Below are 21,506 nucleotides of genomic sequence, written 5' to 3'. Positions count from 1 at the left end.
GACCGCAGTGGCCGTTAGTGGGGTTTCTCGGTCTCGGCCATGAACTGCGCCAACTCTTTGGCATACAACCGGGCCATGCCGGTGGTGCCATGCCCGCGGGTTTCGGCGCTGGCGGGAATCAGCAGCAGGCGTGCATCTTTCACTTGCTTGAGCGCCGCTTGCAGAGTGCCGGTTTCCGGTGGGTTGCGCTCATCGTCCGCCGAGTTGATCACCAACACCGGCGCCTGGATCCTGCCCAGGCCCGGCGCGGCGTTGTAGTCCGCCGAAGACTGCCACTGGTAGATGAAGTCATTGGCATCGGCGGTCTGCGGCGCCTTGAGGCGTTCATCCACCAGTTTGTCGGCCTGGGCCCGGGTCGGCGCCAGGGCCTGATAAGCCAGGGTGCCGCCACTGGTGCCGGTGGCGAACAGGGCATTGGCCAGACGCAGGGACGGTGGCTGGACAACGTAGTTGCCCTGGTTCCAGGCCGGGTCCTGCTTGATCGACTCCACCAGCAAGCGGCGCATCATCCAGTTGCGCGACGCCATCTCGGTGGGCTGCGAAGCCATGGGCACCAGGGCGTCCATCATCTGCGGCCAGGTCTGGCCCCAGATCCAGGTCTGCATGCCGCCCATGGAGTTGCCGATGATCAGGCGCAGGTGCTTGACCCCCAGCCCCTCGGTGACCAACCGGTACTGGGCCTGGACCATGTCGTCGTAGTTGTACTGGGGGAAGCGGGTCCGCAGGCCGTCCGAGGGTTTGCTCGACTGGCCGACACCGATGCCGTCGGTGGCAATGATGTAGTACTTGCTGGCATCCAGGGGTTGTCCCGGGCCAAACAGCTCACCGCCAAAATCCTTGCTCAAGAGATCGCTGGCCGGCCGGTAAGTACCGTGCAGGTAAAGGATGGCCGGATGCTTCGGGTTGCCCAGGGTGATGTAGTGAAGCTTCAGGTTGGCGAGCTGTTCACCGTTGTGGAAGCTGAAATGCGGGGCGACCCAGTCGCCCTCAGTGGCCGTCGGCAGGCTGGCTGCCGCTGCCAGGGAGGCGCCACCCAGGGCCAGAATCAGGCCGAGCGCGGCCTTGCAGGCAAAACGCTGCATGGGGAATGTCCTTGTTTTTTATTGGAGAAAAGGCCCCTTGGCGCGCTCGGCGCAAAGGGGCCGCACAGGCTTAGCGCGCCTGCCAGTCCCGCAGCCATTGCAGGCCGGCGGAGGTGTCGCCACGGGGGCGGTATTCGCAACCGACCCAGCCGTCGTAGCCGAGCTCGTCCATCAATTGGAACAGGTACGGATAGTTCAACTCCCCCAGGTCCGGCTCGTGACGATCCGGCACCCCGGCGATCTGGATATGGCCGATGCCCGCCAGGTCCCGACGCAGCTTCACCGCCAGGTCGCCCTCGACGATCTGGCAGTGATAGCAGTCGAACTGCACCTTGAGGTTGGCGGCGCCGACTTCCTTGCAGATGGCCTGGGCCTGGTCCTGGCGGTTGAGGAAGAACCCCGGCATGTCCCGGGTGTTGATCGGCTCCAGCAGCACGTTGATCCCGGCCTTGGCCGCCTGGGCCGTGGCATGGGACAGGTTCTCCAGGTACACCGCGTGATGGCGGGCGCGGTCGCTTTCCGAGGGCAGCAGGCCGGCCATCACGTGAATCCGTGAGTTGCCCAGCACCGCGGCGTATTCCAGGGCCTGTTCGAACCCCTGGCGGAACTCCTGCTCGCGCCCGGGCAGGGAAACGATGCCCCGCTCCCCCGCCGCCCAGTCACCCGGGGGCGCGTTGAACAGCGCTTGCTGCAGGCCGTGGTCGTCCAGGCGCTGCTTGAGCACCTGGGGGCTGTAGTCGTAGGGAAACAGGTACTCCACCGCGCTGAAACCGTCGGCCGCCGCGGCGGCGAAACGCTCGAGGAAGTCGTGTTGCGGGTAGAGCATGCTGAGGTTGGCAGCAAAACGAGGCATGTGAACTCCTAGAATCCAAGGTCAGACAAACGGCCAGATCAGCAGGGTAATACAGAACCCCAGGGTGCCGAGCAAGGTGGTGATCACGGTCCAGGTGCGCAGGCCGTCCGCCACGTTGAGCCCGGCCAGCTTGGTGAAGATCCAGTACCCGGCATCGTTGATATGGGACATCGCCAGCCCGCCACCGCCCATGGCCAGGCACAGCAGGGCCATGTGGTTGGGGCTCAGGTTGAGGGTGGCGATCAGCGGCGCGATGATGCCGGCCGTGGTCACCAGGGCCACGGTGGTGGAGCCCTGCACGGCGCGCAGCAGCATGGTCAGCAGAAAGCCCAGGGCCAGTACCGGCAGGCCGGTGGTGCGCAGCATGTCGGAGACCACGGCACCGATCCCGGTGTCCACCAGGACCTTGCCGAACACCCCGCCGGCACCGGCGATCAGGATCACCATGGCCACCCCGGGCAAGGCCGAGCCGATCACGTCGGAGACCTGGCTGCGGCTCCAGCCGCGGCGCGAGCCCAGCAGCCAGGCACAGAGCAAGGTGTCCAGCAGCAGCGCCACCAGCGGCGCGCCCAGCACGGTCAACACGCCGCGCAGGGTGGATTCCAGTGGCAGCAAGGACGTGGCCAGGGTGCCCAGCAGGATCAACACGATGGGCAGCAGGATCAGGCTGACGATCAGGCCGAAACCCGGTGGCGGCGCCGGCGGCAGTTTCGCCGCCAGGCTGCCGGTGGACTCTTCCAGGCCCATGTGCGCCACGGCGGCCACTGCCTGGGCGCTGGCCGGTTGTTCGGCGCCGTTGTTCCAGGCCGCCAGGTCTTCGTTGGTGACGTGAGGACCGTAGACTTCAGCGCGGATATCGTCGGTCATCGGGTAGTTGCGTCGGGTCATGCGCCCGGCAACGCGATAGCCGACGTAGCACAGCAGCGCAGTGAGCGGCAGGCCGAACATCAGCACCCGCCCCAGGTCCGCACCCAGTTGGCTGGCCGCCGCCACCGCACCCGGATGGGGCGGCAGGAAGGCGTGCACGGTGAGCAACGCAGCGCACATCGGCAAGGCGAACACCAGCAGCGGCTTGCGCGCACTGCGGGCCACGCCGTAGGCCAGTGGCATGAGGATGATCACCCCGACTTCGAAGAACACCGGCACGCCGATGATGAAGCCGGCCATGGTCAGGGCCAGGGGCGTACGGCGGTTGCCGAAGCGCTCGATCAGGGTCTTGGCCAGGGCCTCGGCGCCCCCGGACAGTTCGATGATGCGGCCGATCATGGCGCCCAGGGCGATGATGATGGCGATGTGGCCAAGGGTCTTGCCCATGCCGCCTTCGATGGTGGCCACCAGCTCCGCCGGTTTCACCCCGGCCACCAGGGCCACCAGGATGCTCACCAGCATCAGGGCGACAAAGGGCTGGAACTTGTACTTGAGCACCAGGAACAGCAACAGGGCGATGCCGGCCCCGGCAGTGATCATCAGAATCAGCGGGCTCATAGCGACAGCCCCCCACAAGGTTGCTGGCGTGTGTGGCACAGAGCGCTGGAACCCGTAAAGCCTATGCAGTCGTTCATCTCGGGATGTCCTGTTGTTATTGTTTTTTACCGGCAAGCCGCTCCCCGCGAGAGCCCGATGGCGCTCCCGAGGGCCGCTTGCCATGAAGCCTTGTCAGTGATTACCAGGCGGCGCCGAAAGCGTCCCGCAGTTCGTCCAGGGCGTGTTGATCCAGGGGCTCCGGTCGCGGCTGGCTCATCAGCCACAGGCGCGCGGTTTCCTCCAGTTCTTCCAGGGCATAGCTGGCCTTGGACACGCTGCTTTCCCAGACCACCGGGCCCAGGCGTTCGAGCATCACTCCACGCACCCGGTTGGCCAGTTGCGCCACCTGCTCGGCGACCTTGGGCGAACCCGGACGCTGGTAGCCGATCAGTGGAATGTGCCCGACCTTCATCACCTGATACGGGGTCAGCGGCGGCAGGATGTCGTCGTCGCGCCAGACCCCGGCCAGGGTCAATGCCACCAGGTGAGTGGAATGGGTGTGCACCACCCCGCCCACGCCCGGATTGCGGTCATACACCTGGCGATGCAGGGCCAGGGTCTTGGACGGCTTGTCGCCGCTGACCCACTCCCCCGCCAGGTTGACCTTGGCGATGGCCGCCGGATCGAGGCGCCCGAGGCAGACATCGGTGGGGGTGATCAGCCAGCCATCGTCGAGTCGCGCACTGATGTTGCCGGCGCTGCCGACGGTGTAGCCCCGTTGATAGAGGCTGTGGCCGACGTCGCAGATTTCTTCGCGCAGGGCGTTTTCGCGGCTCATGGCTGACCTCCGGCCAGTTGGCGCAGGGCCTTGGCGAAGAAGTCGCGACCGCCGAAGTTGCCGGACTTCAGGGCCAGGGCCAGGGGCTCGCCGCCGCTGCTGACCGTGGCCGGCACCCCGGGATCGATCTGTGCACCGATCTGCAACAGCCGTACTCCCAAGGCCTTGACCACCGCCCCGGAGGTTTCGCCGCCGGCCACCACAAAGCGCCGCACGCCGTTGTCCCGCAGGCCCTGGGCAATCTCGCCCAGAGCGTTCTCCACCAGGGCACCGGCCCGCTCGACGCCCAATTGCCGCTGCACCGCCTTGACCTGCTCCGGGGTGCTGGTGGCGTAGATCAGCACGGTGTCCTGCTGCGCCTGGACAAAAGCCAGGACCTGGGCCACCACGGGCTCCCCCGCCGCCAGGGCCAGGGGATCGATGCGCAGGGCCGGACGCTCGGCCTCAAGCCAGGCGTCCACCTGGGCATTGGTGGCCGCCGAGGCACTGCCGGCCAGCACCACTTCGCCACCGCCCACCGACGGCAGGCTCGCGGCATCCAGGTCCCGCAGCTTGCCGGCGCGGCGGAAGTTCTCCGGCAGGCCCAGGGCCAGCCCGGAACCACCGGTCAACAGCGGCAGGTCGGCACAGGCCGCGCCGAGGGTGTAGAGGTCGGCGTCAGACAGCGCATCGGCAATCGCCATGGCGACGCCCTTGCCCCGCAGTTCAGCGATCTTCGCCCGCACCGCGTCCACGCCCTGGGCCACGCTGTCATAGCGCAGCAGGCCCACCGGCAGTGCCGTCTGCGCCTGCAGCACCCGCACCAGGTTGGCGTCGGTCATGGGCGTCAGCGGGTGATGCTGCATGCCCGACTCGTTGAGCAACTGGTCCTGGACAAACAGGTGGCCGCGGAAAATCGTCCGGCCATTCTCGGGAAACGCCGGACAGGCCAAGGTGAAATCGCCACCCAAGGCCTTGAGCAGCGCTTCGCTGACCTGGCCGATATTGCCCGCCACCGTGGAGTCGAAGGTCGAGCAGTACTTGAAGAAAATCTGTTCGCAGCCCTGATCCCGCAGCCACTGCAGCGCCGCCAGGGATTCGGCCACCGCCTCGCCCACCGGAGTGGTGCGGGATTTCAGCGCGATCACCACCGCGTCGGCGTCCAGGCCGGCGGCCACCTCGGCGCTGGGAATGCCAATGCTCTGCACCGTGCGCATACCGCCGCGCACCAGCATGTTGGCCAGATCGGTGGCGCCGGTGAAATCGTCGGCGATGCAACCCAGTAGCGGGCGTGGATTGGAAGTCGTCATCACAGCCTCCTCAAACGGCATCGGGCTTGGCCACGGGCAGGTCGATGCCCGGGAAGATCTTGATCACCGCCGAGTCGTCCTCGCGGCCGAAACCGGCGCTGGAGGCCTGCATGAACATCTGGTGCGCGGTGGCCGACAGCGGCAGGGGGAATTTGCTGGCCCGGGCGGTATCCAGCACCAGGCCCAGGTCCTTGACGAAAATGTCCACCGCGGACAGTGGCGTGTAGTCGGCCTTGAGGATATGGGGCACGCGGTTCTCGAACATCCAGGAGTTGCCGGCGCTGTGGGTGATCACCTCGTACAGGGCGTCGGCATCCACCCCTTCGCGCAGGCCCAGGGCCATGGCTTCGGCGGAGGCGGCAATGTGCACCCCGGCCAGCAACTGGTTGATGATCTTGACCTTGGAGCCCAGCCCGTGGGCGTCACCCAGGCGGTAGACCTTGCCGGCCATGCCGCCGAGGATGGCTTCGGCCTTGGCGTAGGCGGCCGCCGGGCCGGAGGTCATCATGGTCATCTCGCCGGCGGCGGCCTTGGCCGCGCCCCCGGAGATCGGTGCATCCAGATAGAGCAGGCCCAGGGCCTCCAGGCGTTGCCCCAGGTCCACGGCGTAGGTCGGGGCCACGGTGGCGCAGCCGATCACCAGGCTGCCGGGGCGCAGTGCCGCTACCGCCCCGCCTTCGCCGAACAGCACGCTCTCGGTCTGCTCGGCGTTGACCACCACGGTGACGATCACATCGCATGCGCCCGCCAGTTGCGCCGCCGAGGCGCAAGCCACTCCGCCTTCGGCGGCAAACTGCTCGGTGACCGCTGCACGGACGTCGCAGGCGTGCACCTTGAAACCGCTGCGCAACAGCGAACGGGCGATGCCCAGGCCCATGGCGCCAAGACCGATGACACCGACATTGTTGTTATTCATGGGGGACTCCAGAAATAGACCAGGACTGTGCCGCGCCGGACAGGCGCCGGGCAAGAACCGGGCAGGACAGGGAAATCCGGATTGCAGGTCCGGCAAATGCAACACAGGCAGCGGCAACAGGCGCAGCGCCAGACGGCAAGCCCGGAAGGTGCAGGGCACCCTGGACAGGTGCCGAGAGAGGCAGGAGCGAATCGATCATCTTGGCCATCCTGTTGCTGTTGTTATCAGGTTGAGCTTTGGCTGTGAACGATCATCCACCAATGAACGGATTATGTGAAGAGATTTTTCAATCTAACATTTTTTAACATCGCCATTCCCAGCCCGCTGCGCACGGCCTGCGACCGCCACTGGTCGGAACATCGAGGTCCACCCGCCCTCGCCTGCTAAAACCTTTCACAGCCCTGATCTGGATCAGCATTGAGCGCTGGATCCTGATCGAGGCTCAGGACATGAAGATCGCTGACTGGCGGTAGCACCCTTCATCGCAACTCCGTTGACGCCCCCGCTGACGAGGGGCCCAATGGTCCGTCTCGTTATGCTTGGATAAGGATGATTCAACATGGCAAACATTGAAGTTTTATCGGGCGATTTCCTGCAGGGTGCCGGCGAGTACCGGCACGGCACCTTCAGGCTCAAGACCGTGCTCAACAGCGCCGGCGTCGAGATCAAGGCATCGGCCTTCAAGAGCCTGGAAATCGCGACTGAAAGTCCCATCGCCAACAAGGACGCGCTTGGCTATGGCATTGCCGGCGCCATGTTGCTGGGGCCAGTGGGCGCCATCGCCGGCTACCTGATGGCAGGCACGGAAAACGAAGTGACCTTCATCGGCACCTTCAAGGATGGGCGGCAACTGATGGCCGCCACTGACAGCAATACTTACAAGGATATATCCCGGCACTTGCTGAACTGATAATCCGCGAAATTATATTCAGTGCTCATGACGCCCCATCCGTCATGAGCACTTCTTCGTTATATCCCTTATATATTCTCCAGTCCCCGATACCTGAACTCATCCCTTAAGCTGAACCTCGCCTGAAACTTCATCACGGAACAGAGATTCAAGGCAATTTAGCCTTGACTCGATGGGCCCTCCTGAGTAAATTGCGCGGGCCGGGAAATCCGGCCTTTTTTCAACTCACTAAAGAAGCCAATGGACACAGTATCTAGACGCTGTCTGGTCACTGCCGCTGCGCAGAGCCAGGCACTTAACCCTGAAAATGACGGGACTCGACTCCGCGGTCGGGTAAGCTGCGCTAGGGCTTGACGCTCCAACGTAACTTGCCTCCCCGGAACCAGTCCGGTCGCGAGGCACAAGTTATGCACTTCACTTCCTCTGTAATGCCCGGTGTACGCGCCTTTGCCGCGACCATGCGGGTCAAGCTGTGCCGTGAGCCCAAGGCTCTCGCACGCTCGCCGTTCTCCTCTTCCTCACCCAACGCCGCCACCGCCCTGCGGGCCAATTGGCGCGTCTGCCCCATGACCGGCCAGCTGCAGCAACGCTGGAGTCTGGATGACAGCCAGGACCCGCAGAGTCGGGGCGCGGCCCTGCTCTTTCAGCAGGCCGGACTGATCTTCGGCCTGTACCTCGGGGCGCGCACTTACCCATAAATCAACGGTCACTTTCCGTTGTTTTCACACAAACTTCCTACTTGGAAGTTTGACGGCGCCTTATTTCCTTCTCGTTAATCAAACTTGCTGGAGAAAGTTATGGAAGAGGCCAGTAGTAGGTTCGCTGCCCATTCAACTTCATTGTTTGGGCAGCGAACGTTAAAACCTGAAAAACGCCAAGATCCGAATCGATCGCTAACCTGCGGTTCGACATACTTTCGCTCGTCTTTAATTAGTTGAGTTGTCGGTGTGTCGTGCCGTAGTCAGGCGGCAGGAGCACACGAAATGACTGTAAAAACCACAACTTCCCGCAACACCAGCGCCACCAGCGACAGCAACAAACTGTCGATGCGTGCCGCCCGCGAAGCCCAGAACGGCCTGGCCGTGACCCTGGCCAACGTCAACTCCAGCACCGCTGGCCTGACTGAACTGGACGCCGAAGGCCGCCTGCAACGGGATGGCCACAACGAGGTCGCCCACGACCGTCCGCCCCACGCCCTGGTGCAATTGCTGCAAGCCTTCAACAACCCCTTCATCTATGTGCTGATGACCCTGACCGGTATCAGTTTCTTCACCGACTTCTGGCTGCCGCTGCAAGCCGGCGAAGAAACTGATCTGACCGGCGTGATCATCGTCCTGGTGATGGTGCTGGCCAGCGGCCTGATGCGCTTCTGGCAGGAACACCGCTCGGCCAAGGCCGCCGAGGCCCTCAAGGCCATGGTCCGCACCACCGCAGCGGTAGTGCGCCGCGAGCAGATGGGCATGCAGGCCCGGGTTCGCGAAGTACCGATGCGCGAACTGGTAGTGGGCGACATCATCCAGCTGTCCGCCGGCGACATGATCCCGGCCGACATCCGCCTGATCGAATCCCGCGACCTGTTCATCAGCCAGGCGGTGCTCACCGGCGAAGCCTTGCCAGTGGAGAAATACGACACCCTGGGGGCCGTGCAGGAAAAATCCGCCAAGGCAGTTGCCGCCGACCAGCAAGACCTGCTGGACCTGCCCAACATCTGCTTCATGGGCACCAACGTGGTCAGCGGCACCGCCACTGCCGTGGTGGTGGCCACCGGCGGGCGCACCTACTTCGGCTCCCTGGCCCGCTCCATCGTCGGCTCGCGTACCCAGACCGCCTTCGACCGTGGGGTCAATAGCGTCAGCTGGCTGCTGATCCGCTTCATGCTGGTGATGGTGCCCATCGTCCTGCTGATCAACGGCTTCACCAAGGGCGACTGGGCCGAAGCCTTCATGTTCGCCCTGGCGGTGGCCGTCGGCCTGACCCCGGAAATGCTGCCGATGATCGTCAGCGCCAACCTGGCCAAGGGCGCCGCGGCCATGGCCAAGCGCAAGGTGGTGGTCAAGCGCCTCAACGCGATCCAGAACTTCGGCGCCATGGACGTGCTCTGCACCGACAAGACCGGCACCCTGACCCAGGACCGGATCATCCTCGAACACCACGTCGACATCAGCGGCAGCCGCTGTGATGCCGTGCTGCAACTGGCCTGGCTCAACAGCCACCACCAGAGCGGCATGAAGAACCTGATGGACCGTGCAGTGGTCAGCTTCGCCGAGGAAAACCCGCACTTCACTCCGCCCGCCGCCTGGCGCAAGGTCGATGAGCTGCCTTTCGACTTCGTCCGTCGGCGTCTGTCGGTGATCCTCGCCGATGCCCGCGGCGACCACCTGCTGGTGTGCAAGGGCGCGGTGGAAGAGATGCTGGAAACCGCGACCCAGGTGCGCCAGGACGGCATTGCCGTGAGCCTCGACGCTGAGCGCCGCGCCGCCTTGCTGCAACTGGCCGAAGACTACAACCGTGACGGCTTCCGCGTGCTGCTGCTGGGCACCCGTGACCTGCCCAAGGGTGAAACCCGCAGCCAGTACAGCGCCAGCGATGAGCGCGAGCTGGTGATCGAAGGCTTCCTGACCTTCCTCGATCCACCCAAGGAAACCGCCGGCCCGGCCATCGCCGCCCTGCGTGACAACGGCGTGACCGTCAAAGTGCTGACCGGCGACAACCCCATCGTCACCGCGAAGATCTGCCGTGAAGTGGGCCTGGAAGCGGGCGAACCGCTGCTGGGTCGCGACATCGAGCACATGGATGACCAGGTGCTCGGGCGTCTGGTGGAAGAGCGCACGGTGTTTGCCAAGCTCACCCCACTGCAGAAGTCCCGGGTGCTCAAGGCCCTGCAGGCCAACGGCCACACCGTGGGCTTTCTCGGCGACGGCATCAACGACGCCCCGGCCCTGCGCGATGCCGACGTCGGCATCTCGGTGGACAGCGGCACCGACATCGCCAAGGAATCGGCGGACATCATCCTCCTGGAAAAGAGCCTGATGGTGCTGGAGGAAGGGGTGATCAAGGGTCGCGAGACCTTCGGCAACATCATGAAGTACCTGAACATGACCGCCAGCTCCAACTTCGGCAACGTGTTCTCGGTACTGGTGGCCAGTGCCTTCATCCCCTTCCTGCCGATGCTGGCGATCCACCTGCTGCTGCAGAACCTGATGTACGACTTCTCCCAGCTGGCGCTGCCGTGGGACAAGATGGACAAGGAATACCTGGCCAAGCCACGCAAGTGGGACGCCAAGAACATCGGGCGCTTCATGCTGTGGATCGGGCCGACCTCGTCGATCTTCGACATCACCACCTTCGCCCTGATGTGGTACGTGTTCGCCGCCAACAGCGTGGAAATGGCCGCCCTGTTCCAGTCCGGCTGGTTCATCGAAGGCCTGCTCTCGCAGACCCTGGTGGTGCACATGCTGCGCACCCGCAAGATCCCGTTCATCCAGAGCACCGCCGCCTTGCCGGTAATGCTGGCCACAGGCCTGGTGATGGCGCTGGGGATCTACGTGCCCTTCTCGCCCCTGGGCAGCATGGTCGGCCTGGTGCCGCTGCCATGGGAATACTTCCCTTGGCTGGTGGGCACCCTGCTCGCCTACTGCGTGGTCGCCCAGACCATGAAGACCCTGTACATCCGCCGCTTCAAGCAGTGGTTCTAAGGGCCTGACCCCTGGCGCATGCGGTGCAGACCGGATGCGCCAGACACTCAAGATTCACGATGCCACCGTCGGCGCGGCCAGCGCCTCGCCGACGGCGACGCTGTTCGCCTGCAAGGAGCATCGCCATGGTCCTCAAAGCCTGTTCGTCGTTGCAACGCGCCCTGCGCGCACTGCTGGTGATCGGCCTCAGCGCCTGCGCCCGCCTGCTTACCCGGGTGAGCATCCGGCTGTATGTCCGGGGCCTGCTGAGCGCCGTTGAAATTCGTTTTCTGCTGGGTTTCAGCGCCGCCATCACCCGCGCCTCCCTGCGGCTGGCGATTGCTTGAACCTGTCACAGTCCCGGGAGAATACTCATGTCGGGCACCACTCTTCTGATCAACCTGGCCGGCGCCATCGCGCTGCTGCTCTGGGGCTCGCAAATGATCTGCGGATCACTGCTGCGAGGCTTCGGCAGCCCGCTGCGGCACTGGCTCGGGCAACACCTGAACAACCGCTGGCTGGCGCTGCTGTGCGGCGTCGGCATCACCGGCGTGCTGCAAAGCAGCACCGCGGTGAGCCTGATGGCCAGCTCCTTTACCGCCGCCGGCACCCTGGGCCTGGCCCCCGCCCTGGCGGTGATGCTGGGGGCCAACATCGGCTCGACCCTGGTGGTCCAGCTGCTCAGCCTCGACCTGTCGCTGGTGACCCCGGTGGTGCTGCTGGCGGGTTTCCTGAGCTTCCGACTGCGGGACGACTCGCGCTTTGAAAGCATCGGCTGCGCGCTGATCGGCCTGGGCCTGATGCTCCTGGCCCTGGGCATGCTCGGCGCCACCCTGGGCGCGGTGGAAAGCACCCCGGTGTTCCAGCTGGTGATGACCAGCCTCGACGGCGACCTGTTGCTGGCCCTGCTGGTGGCCATGCTGCTGACCTGGATGTGCCACTCCAGCGTCGCGGTGGTGCTGCTGATCGCCTCCCTGGCCAGCACCGGCCTGCTGTCCCCGGCCACCAGCATGGCCCTGGTGCTGGGGGTCAACCTGGGTGGCACCCTGCCGTCCCTGCTCGGCGCCAGCGGCAACGTGGCCCGGCGCCTGCCCCTGGGCAACCTACTGGTGCGCCTGGTGGGCGTGGTCCTGGTGCTGCCCTGGATCACCGCCCTGGCCCAACTGGATGCGGTGCAAGCCCTGCCAGCGGAATTGCTGGTGGTCTATCTGCACAGCGCCTTCAGCCTGATCCTCGGCCTGCTGTTCATTGGCTTCACCGAACCCCTGGGCAAACTGCTGACCCGGCTGCTGCCGGCCCCCGCCCCGGTCACCGACCCGGGTATGCCGCTGTACCTGGACGAAGCCGGCCTGGAAGTGGCCAATATCGGCCTGTCCAACGCCGCCCGGGAAGCCCTGCGCATGGCCGACATGCTCTCAAGCATGCTCGACCGGGTGCTGCAGCTGTTTCGCACTTCAAGCCTGGTCCATGCCGAGCAGGTGCGGCACATCGACCAGTCCCTGGACCTGCTCAGCGCAGCCATCCGCGCCTACCTGGCGGACATCGGCAAGGAAGGCATCAGTGACCAGGACGCCGACCGCTCCCAGGAAATCCTGCTGCTGGTGATCAACCTGGAGCACGCCGGCGACATCCTCAGCACCAGCCTGGCGCAACTGGCAGTGCGCCGCCTGCGCCGCGGCGAAGCCTTCTCCGCCTTCGAGCTGGGCACCCTGTACCCGCTGCACCAGGAGTTGCTGGACAGCCTGAGCCTGGCCATCACCGTGTTCCTGCGCGAAGACCTGCCCACCGCCCACCAACTGCTGGCACGCAAGGAAAATGTGCGGCGCCTGGAAGCCGCCGCCGGCCGTGAGCACTTTCGCAAACTGCGGGAAGACCAGAGCGCCTGGGCCGAATCCGGCGACATCTTCCAGCGCCTGCTGCGCGACTATCGCCGGGTCCACCATCACATCGCCGCCCTGGCCTACCCGGCCCTGGAGCGGGCCGGTGAACGCGACATCGAACACGGCTACCTCAGCGAGCCCCTGGCCGACGCGCCGAGCGCCGAGCATCCCGTGGCCGGGTCCAAGGAGGACGCTGCATGCGCGTCCTGATCTGCGCCGGTCGCTACTACGCCGACAGCCGCCTGTGCCGCCGGGTCCTGGAAGCCTTCCAGCGCCTGCATGAAGTGCGGGTGGTGATCCACGGCGGCAGCCAGTTCCTCGGTGCCCACATCGAGGACTGGGCCCGGGAAACCGGGGCCAACATCGTCCGCTACCCGCCCAATTGGCAACTGCACGGTAAACACGCCGAGCGCCTGCGCAACAGCTTCATGCTGGCCGACAGCCGCCCGGACATCGTCCTCGCCCTGCCCGGCGGGGAAGACACCGAAGAGCTGCTGGCCCAAGCCCGGGTCCGCGGCATCCAGACCCTCTCGGTCGACGACCAGTAAACACCCCACGCAGCACCCACCCGCGCCGGCTCCCCAACCAAACGGTCCGGCGCCCCAACAGAACGAGATCCGCCATGTCCAAGCACAGCCCACATCGCTCCTCGCGTTCCGCCTCCTGGGGCCACACCCTGCCTGCCGCGAAAAGCCGCATGCTCAAACGCAACCTGCTGTTCCTCGCCCTCACCGCCGGTGCCACCGCCACCCTGGCCCTGTGCTCCAAAGCCCAGGCCGCCGGCGGCGCCTACGTGGTGGACGACGGCGCCATCAACGCCCCCGGGGAATGCAATGTCGATGTCTGGTACCAGAGCACCCGGCACCAAGGCTCCAGCCACAACAGCGTGATTGCCCCGGCCTGCACCTTCAGCCAACTGCCCTGGGTGCAACTGGGCGCCGCGGTGCAGCGCCAGCATGCCGATGATCACGGCGAAACCCAGCTCAGTCCGCAGATCAAGGTCCAACTGCTGAACCGCGAAGACCTGGGCCTGCAACTGGCCCTGGCCGGCTCTGCCCACTGGGCCCTGAACCGCAACCACAGCTTCGACGGCGGCGACCTCTCCCTGCCCCTGACCTTCAGCGCCAGCGACAGCCTGCGGCTGAACCTCAATGCCGGCTGGACCCACGCCTACGACGATGGCGAGCAGAACCATCGCTGGACCTGGGGCACCGGTGTGGAATACGACCTGATGCCGAGCCTGACCCTGATTGCCGAGCGTTATGGCCAGCGCGGCGGCGAACAGGGCTGGCAGGCCGGCCCACGCCTGCACGTGGGGCAGCACCTGGACCTGGACCTGATCGTTGGCCAGCACCTGACCGAAGACCGCGACCGCTGGCTTACCACCGGCGCGACCCTGAGATTCTGAGCCCCCGACCTTTTCCAATCCCCCATCCCCCCCTACGGGGAACTACACGGTGTATCTGACTGCTGTAGGAGCTGGCTTGCCAGCGAAGGCGTCGGCCCAGGCGCTGCAAGCCTTACGGGCCTCTTCGCCGGCAAGCCGGCTCCTACAGGGAACTGCACGGTCTATCTGTCTGCTGTAGGAGCTGGCTTGCCAGCGAAGGCGTCGGCCCAGGCGCTGCAAGCCTTACGGGCCTCTTCGCCGGCAAGCCGGCTCCTACGGGGGGCAGTGAAACGGGCCACCGCAGGGCCGTTCAGGCTGGGAGGGGGTGCAGGGCTTCGTCGAATTGCTCCAGGCGGGGGAAAACCAGCGGTTGCTCGTCTGCAAGATGCTCCAGCCGCTGCCGGTAGCTGTGCAGGAACTCTTCTCGGGCTTCCTGGCTGATGTAAGGCACGTGCCAGGCCACGAACGGTTCCAGTACGTCACAGCCAACATAGGCCAATGTGCCCCGCAGCAAAGGGCGCAACATTTCTTCGAGCGGTCCATGGATCGCGCCCTCGCCAAACATGTGCTCGCGCCCGCCCAGGGTCAGGGTCACCAGGGCTTTCTTGCCCGCCAGCCCACCCTGGTCATAGAAGCGCTTGCCGCCATAACACACCCCGGACACCAGCACCCGGTCGATCCAGCCCTTGAGCATGGCCGGCACCGAGAACCAGAACACCGGGAAGTTGAGGATCAAGAGGTCAGCCCACAGCAGCTTGTCCAGCTCGCCCTGGATGTCCGCGGCGATGCTGGCGTTCTTCACCCCCAGACGTTGCTCCAGGGCGTACACCAGATAATCCGGATTATCCCGGGCGGCAAAATCCGCGGCGCTGGCCACCGGGTTCCAGTTCATCGCGTACAGGTCGCTGACCTGCACCTGGTGCCCTTGGGCCTCCAGGGTGCTGCGGGCCTGGTCGCGCAAGGCGGCGGTGAAGGATTGGGGTTCGGGGTGGGCGTGAACGATCAGTACCTTCATGAAGACTCCTCAAACAGTGGGCAAAGTGGCGGGGGCAACGCGGCGGCGCAGGCAGTGCTCGGCGCACAGGGCAATGCGCCGACAGGCTTCGCGCAAGTCATCCGGCTGCAACACCAGCCCCAGGCGGATATGCCCGGCGGCGCTGGGGCCGAAGGCCTCGCCGGCCAGCACCGAAACCCCCTGCTCGTCCAGCAGGCGCTCGCTGAAGGCCTGGGCGCTGAGCCCGGTGGCACGAATGTCGACCATGACGAACATGCCGCCGTCGGGCTTCAGCGGCCGGGCGCCGGGGCAATCGGCCAGACAGTCGCAGACCAGATCCCGGCGCTGGCGATAGGCCTCGGCCATGTCCCGCAACTGCGGCAAAGGCTGTTCCAAGGCCACCACGGCGGCGTCCTGAATGAACTCCGGCGAGCCGTAGAGCATGCACAGGGCGAGGTTTTCCAGGTGCGCGGCCAGGGCCGTCGGCGCCACCACCCAGCCCAGGCGCCAGCCGGTCATGGCGTGGGACTTGGACAGGCTGTTGAGGGTCGCAGTGCGCTCGGCCATGCCCGGCAGGCTGGCCGGGCTGACATGCTCGCCCTCGTACAGCAGTTCGCTGTAGACCTCGTCGCAGATCAGCCACAGGTCATGCTCGATGCACAGCGCCGCCAGGGCTTCCCAGGTGGCCCGGGGGATGCTGGCGCCCGTGGGGTTGTGCGGGCTGTTGAGCACCAGGGCCCGGGTCTTGCCGGTGATACGCGCGGCCACCGCCTCGGGCTGCACCCGAAAGCCGTCCTCGGCCCGCACCGGCAGCGGCACCACCTGGGCATTGCAGGCGCCGAACACCGCTTCATAGGTGACGTACATCGGCTCGGCCACTATCACTTCGTCCCCCGGGTCCAGCAGGCACTGGGCCACGCTGTAGAGGGCGCACTGGGCACCGGCCAGCACTACCACTTGCTCGGCATCCACCACTTGCCCGCTGCGCTGCTGATGACGCCGGGCAATGGCCTGGCGCAAGGCGCGCTTGCCGCGCACATCGGCGTAATGGGTGTGGCCGGCCTGCAGGCTGTCGATGGCCGCCTGGACGATGGGCTGGGGGGTGTCGAAATCCGGGTCGCCCACCGACAGCAACCAGACTTGCTCGCCGCGTTCGCGTTTGGCCAGGGCCCGGTAATGAATGTCCCAGGCGGCGGCGCCGTCTCCGGCAATACGTTGGGTCAGTTGAGAAAAACGCATGCTCAGGCTCCAGGCAAAAAGGGATGGTCAGCGCGCACAGGCGTGCTTGAGCTCGATCAGGCTCACGCCGTTGCGGGCAAAGCCGCTGCGCAGTGCCTGCTGCAACTCGTCGAGGCTGGCGGGCTGGCTGACGCTGCAACCAAAGGCGCGGGCCAGGGCGGCAAAATCCGGATTGCGCGGCAGCACGCCAATGGGCTCGATGTTCAGATCCAGCATGTCGTCGCGGATCTGCCCCAGGGCGTCGTTGTTCCACAGCAGCACCACCAGCGGGCTGTCCAGCTCCTCCACCGCCGTGGCCAGTTCCTGCACGGTGTAGAGAAAACCGCCGTCGCCCACCAGCACCAGCCCGGGACGCTCGGGGGCACCGAGCTTGGCGCCGATGCCCGCCGGCAAGCCGTAGCCCAGGGTGCCGTAGCCGGTGGGATGCAGCCAACTGCGGGTGGCCCGGGTCGGGTACAGGTAGTTGCCGCTGTAGGCCAGCTGAGTCATGTCGCTGGCGATGAAGCCGTGCTCTGGCAGCTCGGCGGCAATGCGTTGCAGGATCGAGCGATGAATCTGCTGCAAGGGCCCCTGCCCGTCCTGCACCGCCCGGCGCAGCCCGGCCACTGCGTGCTGCGCTGCCGTGGCCTCTCTGGGCTGTGGCGGCAAGGCTTGCAGCAAAGCGTCCAGCGTAGCCCGGGCATCGCCCTGCAAGGCCACGGCGCAGGGGTAAAAGTCATTGAACTTGCGTGGGTCGATATCCAGCCGCAGCAGCTCGCCGTTAAGCGGCAGGCGCTCGCGCCAATAGTCGGTGTCGGCCATCTCGGTGCCCACCGCCAGCACCACATCGGCCTGAGCGATCAACTGCCAGCCGGGCTCGACACACAAGGTCGCCCCGGCGTTCAGCGGCGCCTCGTCCGGCAGCAGGCCCTTGCCGGCCACACTGCTGAAAAACACCGCGCCCAACCGGGTGCTCATGGCCCGCAGTTGCTCGGCGGCGTGCAGCGCGCCGCCACCGGCAATGATCATCGGCCGCTTGGCCTTGCGCAGTTTGTCCGCTGCTTGCTGGATATCCGCCGCCGCAGCCGGGCCGCGAGCGGGGCGTCGCCGCACTTCACCGGTCCAGTCACGGGCGACCTTGGCCGCCAGCACATCCAGGGGCACGCTGATGTGCACCGGGCGCGGGCGCTCGCTGTCGAACACGGCAAAGGCCCGGGCGATCAGCTCCGGCAAATCTTCCGGGCTCAGGGCCAGGGCCGAAAAGGCGGTGATAGGCGCGGTCATCGCCCGCTGGTCCTGGGTTTCGTGCAGCGAGCCGCAGCCCTTGCCCAGGCTGGCGCTGTGGTTGACGCTGGAAATCACCAGCAGCGGGATCGAGTCGGCGTAGGCCTGGCCGATGGGGGTGGCGACGTTGGTCACCCCCGGGCCGCTGATGACGAAACACACCCCGGGCTTGCCGCTGACCCGGGCGTAACCGTCGGCCATGAAGCCCGCGCCCTGCTCATGCCGGGTCAGCACATGGCGAATGCCGCTGCCGGGCAGGCCGCGATACAACTCCAGGGTGTGCACCCCGGGAATGCCGAACACCGTGTCGACGCCGTAGCCGGCCAGCAGGCGCACCAGGGCCTGGCCACCGGTCAAGGTCTGATCGTGCATGTCTCTCTCCTCAAGCCTGGCCAAGGCGAATCAACGCATCGACCGCGACGGTGCCTTCGGCACCGACCAACAATGGGTTCACATCCAGTTCCAGCAGTTGCCCGGCGTGTTCGCAGGCGTAGTTCGCCACCGCGCCGATGGCCGCCACCAGGGCTTGCAGATCGGCCTCGCGGCGCCCGCGAAAACCTTGCAGCAAGGCGGCGCTGCGCAGGCTCAGCAAGGCCTGGCGGATCGCCCCTTCGGTGGTGGGCAACAGCAGGCTGCGACTGTCCTTGAGCAGCTCCACCAGCACCCCGCCGGCACCGATCACCAGGGCCAGAGCGAAGTCGTTCTCACGCTTGATGCCGACAATCAGCTCCGCCAGGGGCGGCGCGGCCATGGGCTCCAGCAACACCCGCTCAAAGGCCACGCCGGGCGCATGCTCGGCCATCCGCGTACGCATCAGGCGCAGGGCTGCGCTCAGGGCTTCAGGGTCCTTGAGATTCAGGGCCACCGCCCCGGCCTCGGTCTTGTGCGGCAACTGCGCGCTGACCGCCTTGAGCACCAGCGGGTAACCGACCGCGGCCGCTGCGCTCAGGGCCTGCTCGGGGGTGCTCAACACACCGTCCGGGATGCTCAGGCCGAAGCCGCGCAAAGCCTGCTTGGACTGCCACTCGTCCAGCAGCACGCCAGTGCCGTGCAGGGCTGTCGGGCACAGCGGCACCAGGGCCGATTCGCCCAGGGCCAGCAGCACTGGACGCCGCTGCTGATAGGCGACGATCCGGCCCCAGGCCGCCAGGCCATCCTCCACCCCTTGCAAGGCGGGAATGCCGTGGCCGTGCAAACGCTCGCGGGCGCTGGCCGGCAGCAGTTCGGGAAAGGCCGAAGTGACAAAACCGCGCTTGCCGTGGCGTTGCAGCGCCGTGCAGAACAGCTCCAGCAGCAGGTCGCATTCCTTGCGCTCGCCGGTGAACTCGGCCGGGTAATCCAGCACCAGCATGGCGCTGTCGGCCTCGGTACGCAGGGCGGTGTCGAGCATGGCTTGCAAGGCCTGGGCATCGCCCCAGATCGCGGTGGTGAAATCCAGTGGGTTGACCAGATTGGCGTAGCCCGGCAGCACCTCGGCCAGCTCGGCGCATTGCCCGGCATCCAGCTTGGGCAACTGCAGGCCGTTGCGTTCGGCGTAGTCGGCGATCAGCCCGGCGTCACCACCGGAACAGGCCAGGGCCATCAGTTGCGGGCCGGCTGGCAACTGCCCGCAAGAGGCGGCCTTCAAGGTCTCGACAAAGCTCACCGGACCGCTGACCCGGATCACTCCCAGACGCTGGAACAGTGCGTCGTACAGCGCGTCCGATCCCGACAGCGAACTGGTGTGACTCAAGGCCAGCTCGGCGCCGATCTGCGACACCCCGGTCTTCAGGGCAATGATCGGAATGCCCTTCTCCAGGGCTTTATGCGCCGCCCGGGCAAAGCCCGGCACATTCTTCAGGCCTTCCAGGTGCAGGCCGATGGCCGTGACCCGTGGTTCGTCCAGCAGCACGTCCATCAACTCGGCAATGCCCAGCTGCGCCTGATTGCCCACCGACGCCATGTAGGCCACCGGCAGCGAGCGATCGCTCATGGACAGGTTGTAGGCAAAGTTGCCGCTCTGGGTCAGCACCGCCACCCCGCGCTCCACGGTTTGACCGCCATGGGCCACCGGCCACAGCGCGGCGCTGTGCAGGTAGTCCAGCAGGCCGTAGCAGTTGGGGCCCAGCAGCGCCATGTCTCCCGCGGCCTGGAGCAGTTGCTGTTGCAGGGCCTGGCCCTCGGCGCCGGTTTCGGCAAAGCCCGAGGCGTAGCAGATCGCCCCGCCGGCGCCCTTGGCCGCCAGTTCCCCGACGCAAGTCAGGGTCAGCTCGCGGTTGGTGGCGACGAACACCGCATCCGGGCCGCAGGGCAGCTGTTCGATGCTGGCCACACAGGGCACGCCATCGAGCTCGGCATGCTGCGGGTTGACCAGCCACATGGGCCCGGCAAACCCGCCTTCGGCGCAGCGTTTGAGGGCTCGGGCCATGCTGCGCCCACCGACGAAGGCCAAATGCCGGGGGGCCAGCAGGCGCTTGAGATTGTCACGCAGGGTCTGGGACATGACGGCAATTCTCCAGGGCGCTCAGCGCATCAGCGGCCGCAGCAGTTCACGGGAAATGATGTGGCGCTGGATCTCCGAAGTGCCTTCCCAGATCCGCTCGATCCGCGCATTGCGCCAGATGCGTTCCACCGGGCCTTCGTCCATCAGGCCCATGCCGCCGTAGATCTGCACCGCCTCGTCGGCCACCCGGCCCAGCACTTCGCTGGCAAACAGCTTGGCCATGCCGGCCTCGCCGTCGGTCATGCTGCCCTGGTCCATCTTCCAGGCGGTGTGCAGGGTCAACAACTCGGCGGCGCGGATCTGCGTGGCCATGTCCGCCAGCTTGAACGACACCCCCTGGTAACTGCCGATGGCCTGGCCGAACTGCTTGCGGTCCGCCGCCCATTGCAGGGAGGCATCCAGGGCGCGCTGGGCCTGGCCCACGCAGTTGGCCGCGACCATCACTCGCCCGGCAGTGAGCCAGGCGTTGGCCACTTCCCAACCCTTGCCCACTTCCCCCAGCACCTTGGCGGCCGGTACCCGGCAGTCGTCGAAGAACATCTCGAAGGTGTGATAGCCACGGTTGCTCACGCACTTGGGGCCACGGCGGATGGTCAGTCCCGGAGTGTCGCGATCCACCAGGAACGAAGTCACCGCGTTGCGCTGGCGGCCGTTGTGCTCATAGGTGCCGGTGACCGCAAAGACAATGGCGAAATCCGCATGCCCGGCGTGGCTGATGAAGTGCTTGCTGCCGTTGAGCACAAAGTCGCCGCCGTCGCGCACGGCGCGGGTCTTGATCGCATTGGCATCGGAACCGGCGCCGGGTTCGGTCAGGGCGAAGCAGTCGACCTTGCGCCCTTGCACGCAGGGCAGCAGGTAATCGCCGATCTGCGAGCCGGTGCAGGCCATGAGGATTTTCGACGGCCGGGCCACGAACACATGCAGGGCCCAGGAACACTTGGCCAGCTCACGCTCGATCAGCGCCTGGGACAGGTAATCCAGGCCACCGCCGCCCACCTCCTCCGGCATGTTGAAGGCATAGAAGCCGGCGGCAATGGCCTTGCTGCGGATTTCCCCGGCGAGGTCGGCGCTGACCTCATCGGCGCGGTCCACCGCTTCCTCGTGGGGCAGCAACTCCTTGCTGACAAAACTGCGAACCGCGTCCACCAGCATTTCTTGTTCTTGGCTGAGTTGGAAATTCATGGCGCTACCTGTGAGTGAGTGACGGTGCAAAAAAACCAGTGATCGGGCAGGAC

The 21,506-nt window shown here is 66.0% G+C and carries 18 protein-coding genes; 7 read left to right on the top strand and 11 right to left on the bottom strand.

Features of this window, described 5'->3' with window-relative positions; genetic code table 11:
- Positions 1 to 14 precede the first annotated feature (14 nt).
- The 6 genes from ACSSVC_RS17790 to ltnD form a co-directional block, all read right to left on the bottom strand.
- Positions 15 to 1,082, bottom strand: a complete 1,068-nt coding sequence (locus tag ACSSVC_RS17790; protein WP_346632732.1) for an alpha/beta fold hydrolase — start codon at positions 1,080 to 1,082, stop codon at positions 15 to 17.
- A gap of 70 nt (positions 1,083 to 1,152) precedes the next feature.
- Complete coding sequence (gene otnI, locus ACSSVC_RS17785) at positions 1,153 to 1,935, bottom strand: 2-oxo-tetronate isomerase (RefSeq protein ID WP_492611101.1); 783 nt, start codon at positions 1,933 to 1,935, stop codon at positions 1,153 to 1,155.
- A 21-nt stretch (positions 1,936 to 1,956) separates the two neighbouring features.
- Positions 1,957 to 3,420, bottom strand: a complete 1,464-nt coding sequence (locus ACSSVC_RS17780) for a GntT/GntP/DsdX family permease (RefSeq protein ID WP_346632730.1) — start codon at positions 3,418 to 3,420, stop codon at positions 1,957 to 1,959.
- A gap of 178 nt (positions 3,421 to 3,598) precedes the next feature.
- Positions 3,599 to 4,237 carry a 3-oxo-tetronate 4-phosphate decarboxylase gene (gene otnC, locus ACSSVC_RS17775; protein ID WP_346632729.1) on the bottom strand — a complete coding sequence of 213 codons (639 nt, stop codon included), beginning with the start codon at positions 4,235 to 4,237 and terminating at the stop codon, positions 3,599 to 3,601.
- A complete protein-coding gene (otnK, locus tag ACSSVC_RS17770; protein ID WP_492611100.1) occupies positions 4,234 to 5,526 on the bottom strand; it encodes a 3-oxo-tetronate kinase in 1,293 nt (430 codons plus the stop codon). Before otnK ends, otnC begins: the two co-directional genes overlap by 4 nt.
- A gap of 10 nt (positions 5,527 to 5,536) precedes the next feature.
- Positions 5,537 to 6,442 carry an L-threonate dehydrogenase gene (gene ltnD / locus ACSSVC_RS17765; protein WP_346632727.1) on the bottom strand — a complete coding sequence of 302 codons (906 nt, stop codon included), beginning with the start codon at positions 6,440 to 6,442 and terminating at the stop codon, positions 5,537 to 5,539.
- Between the two features lie 559 nt (positions 6,443 to 7,001).
- Between ltnD and ACSSVC_RS17760 the strand changes: the two genes are divergently transcribed.
- The 7 genes from ACSSVC_RS17760 (at position 7,002) to ACSSVC_RS17730 (ending at position 14,314) form a co-directional block, all read left to right on the top strand.
- Positions 7,002 to 7,352 carry a hypothetical protein gene (locus tag ACSSVC_RS17760; RefSeq protein ID WP_346632726.1) on the top strand — a complete coding sequence of 117 codons (351 nt, stop codon included), beginning with the start codon at positions 7,002 to 7,004 and terminating at the stop codon, positions 7,350 to 7,352.
- A gap of 407 nt (positions 7,353 to 7,759) precedes the next feature.
- The gene (locus tag ACSSVC_RS17755; protein WP_492611099.1) at positions 7,760 to 8,050 is read left to right on the top strand and encodes a hypothetical protein; all 291 of its coding nucleotides are present in this window, start codon (positions 7,760 to 7,762) and stop codon (positions 8,048 to 8,050) included.
- A 285-nt stretch (positions 8,051 to 8,335) separates the two neighbouring features.
- Positions 8,336 to 11,047 carry a magnesium-translocating P-type ATPase gene (gene mgtA, locus ACSSVC_RS17750; protein WP_346632724.1) on the top strand — a complete coding sequence of 904 codons (2,712 nt, stop codon included), beginning with the start codon at positions 8,336 to 8,338 and terminating at the stop codon, positions 11,045 to 11,047.
- 125 nt (positions 11,048 to 11,172) lie between these two features.
- Positions 11,173 to 11,373 (top strand): hypothetical protein, encoded by a 201-nt coding sequence (locus tag ACSSVC_RS17745; RefSeq protein ID WP_346632723.1) that lies wholly within the window; start codon positions 11,173 to 11,175, stop codon positions 11,371 to 11,373.
- Positions 11,374 to 11,400: 27 nt separating this feature from the next.
- On the top strand, positions 11,401 to 13,116 hold the full coding sequence (locus tag ACSSVC_RS17740; RefSeq protein WP_346632722.1) for a Na/Pi cotransporter family protein: 1,716 nt from the start codon (positions 11,401 to 11,403) through the stop codon (positions 13,114 to 13,116).
- Positions 13,104 to 13,454 carry a DUF2493 domain-containing protein gene (locus tag ACSSVC_RS17735; protein WP_253130548.1) on the top strand — a complete coding sequence of 117 codons (351 nt, stop codon included), beginning with the start codon at positions 13,104 to 13,106 and terminating at the stop codon, positions 13,452 to 13,454. The genes ACSSVC_RS17740 and ACSSVC_RS17735 overlap by 13 nt, the downstream gene beginning before the upstream one ends.
- 74 nt (positions 13,455 to 13,528) lie before the next feature.
- Positions 13,529 to 14,314 carry a PA4824 family protein gene (locus ACSSVC_RS17730; RefSeq protein ID WP_346632721.1) on the top strand — a complete coding sequence of 262 codons (786 nt, stop codon included), beginning with the start codon at positions 13,529 to 13,531 and terminating at the stop codon, positions 14,312 to 14,314.
- A gap of 289 nt (positions 14,315 to 14,603) precedes the next feature.
- Here ACSSVC_RS17730 and ACSSVC_RS17725 read toward each other — a convergent pair whose 3' ends face one another.
- Genes ACSSVC_RS17725 through ACSSVC_RS17705 form a run of 5 tightly spaced genes read right to left on the bottom strand, consistent with a single transcriptional unit; the run spans position 14,604 to position 21,453 of the window.
- A complete protein-coding gene (locus tag ACSSVC_RS17725; protein WP_404939647.1) occupies positions 14,604 to 15,308 on the bottom strand; it encodes an NAD(P)H-dependent oxidoreductase in 705 nt (234 codons plus the stop codon).
- A gap of 9 nt (positions 15,309 to 15,317) precedes the next feature.
- On the bottom strand, positions 15,318 to 16,526 hold the full coding sequence (locus tag ACSSVC_RS17720; protein ID WP_492611098.1) for a pyridoxal phosphate-dependent aminotransferase: 1,209 nt from the start codon (positions 16,524 to 16,526) through the stop codon (positions 15,318 to 15,320).
- Positions 16,527 to 16,553: 27 nt separating this feature from the next.
- Positions 16,554 to 18,161: a 5-guanidino-2-oxopentanoate decarboxylase gene (locus tag ACSSVC_RS17715; RefSeq protein ID WP_492611097.1), complete on the bottom strand. Its 1,608-nt coding sequence runs from the start codon at positions 18,159 to 18,161 to the stop codon at positions 16,554 to 16,556.
- Positions 18,162 to 18,171: 10 nt separating this feature from the next.
- Entirely contained in the window at positions 18,172 to 20,271 is a 2,100-nt protein-coding gene (locus ACSSVC_RS17710) for an acetate--CoA ligase family protein (RefSeq protein WP_492611096.1), read from the bottom strand.
- A 21-nt stretch (positions 20,272 to 20,292) separates the two neighbouring features.
- Complete coding sequence (locus tag ACSSVC_RS17705) at positions 20,293 to 21,453, bottom strand: acyl-CoA dehydrogenase family protein (RefSeq protein ID WP_346632716.1); 1,161 nt, start codon at positions 21,451 to 21,453, stop codon at positions 20,293 to 20,295.
- Between the last annotated feature and the right edge of the window lie 53 nt (positions 21,454 to 21,506).

It is taken from the genome of Pseudomonas sp. E1BtOHC1 (genome assembly GCF_058744285.1).
This window is presented reverse-complemented; position numbering and strand designations above follow the sequence as displayed.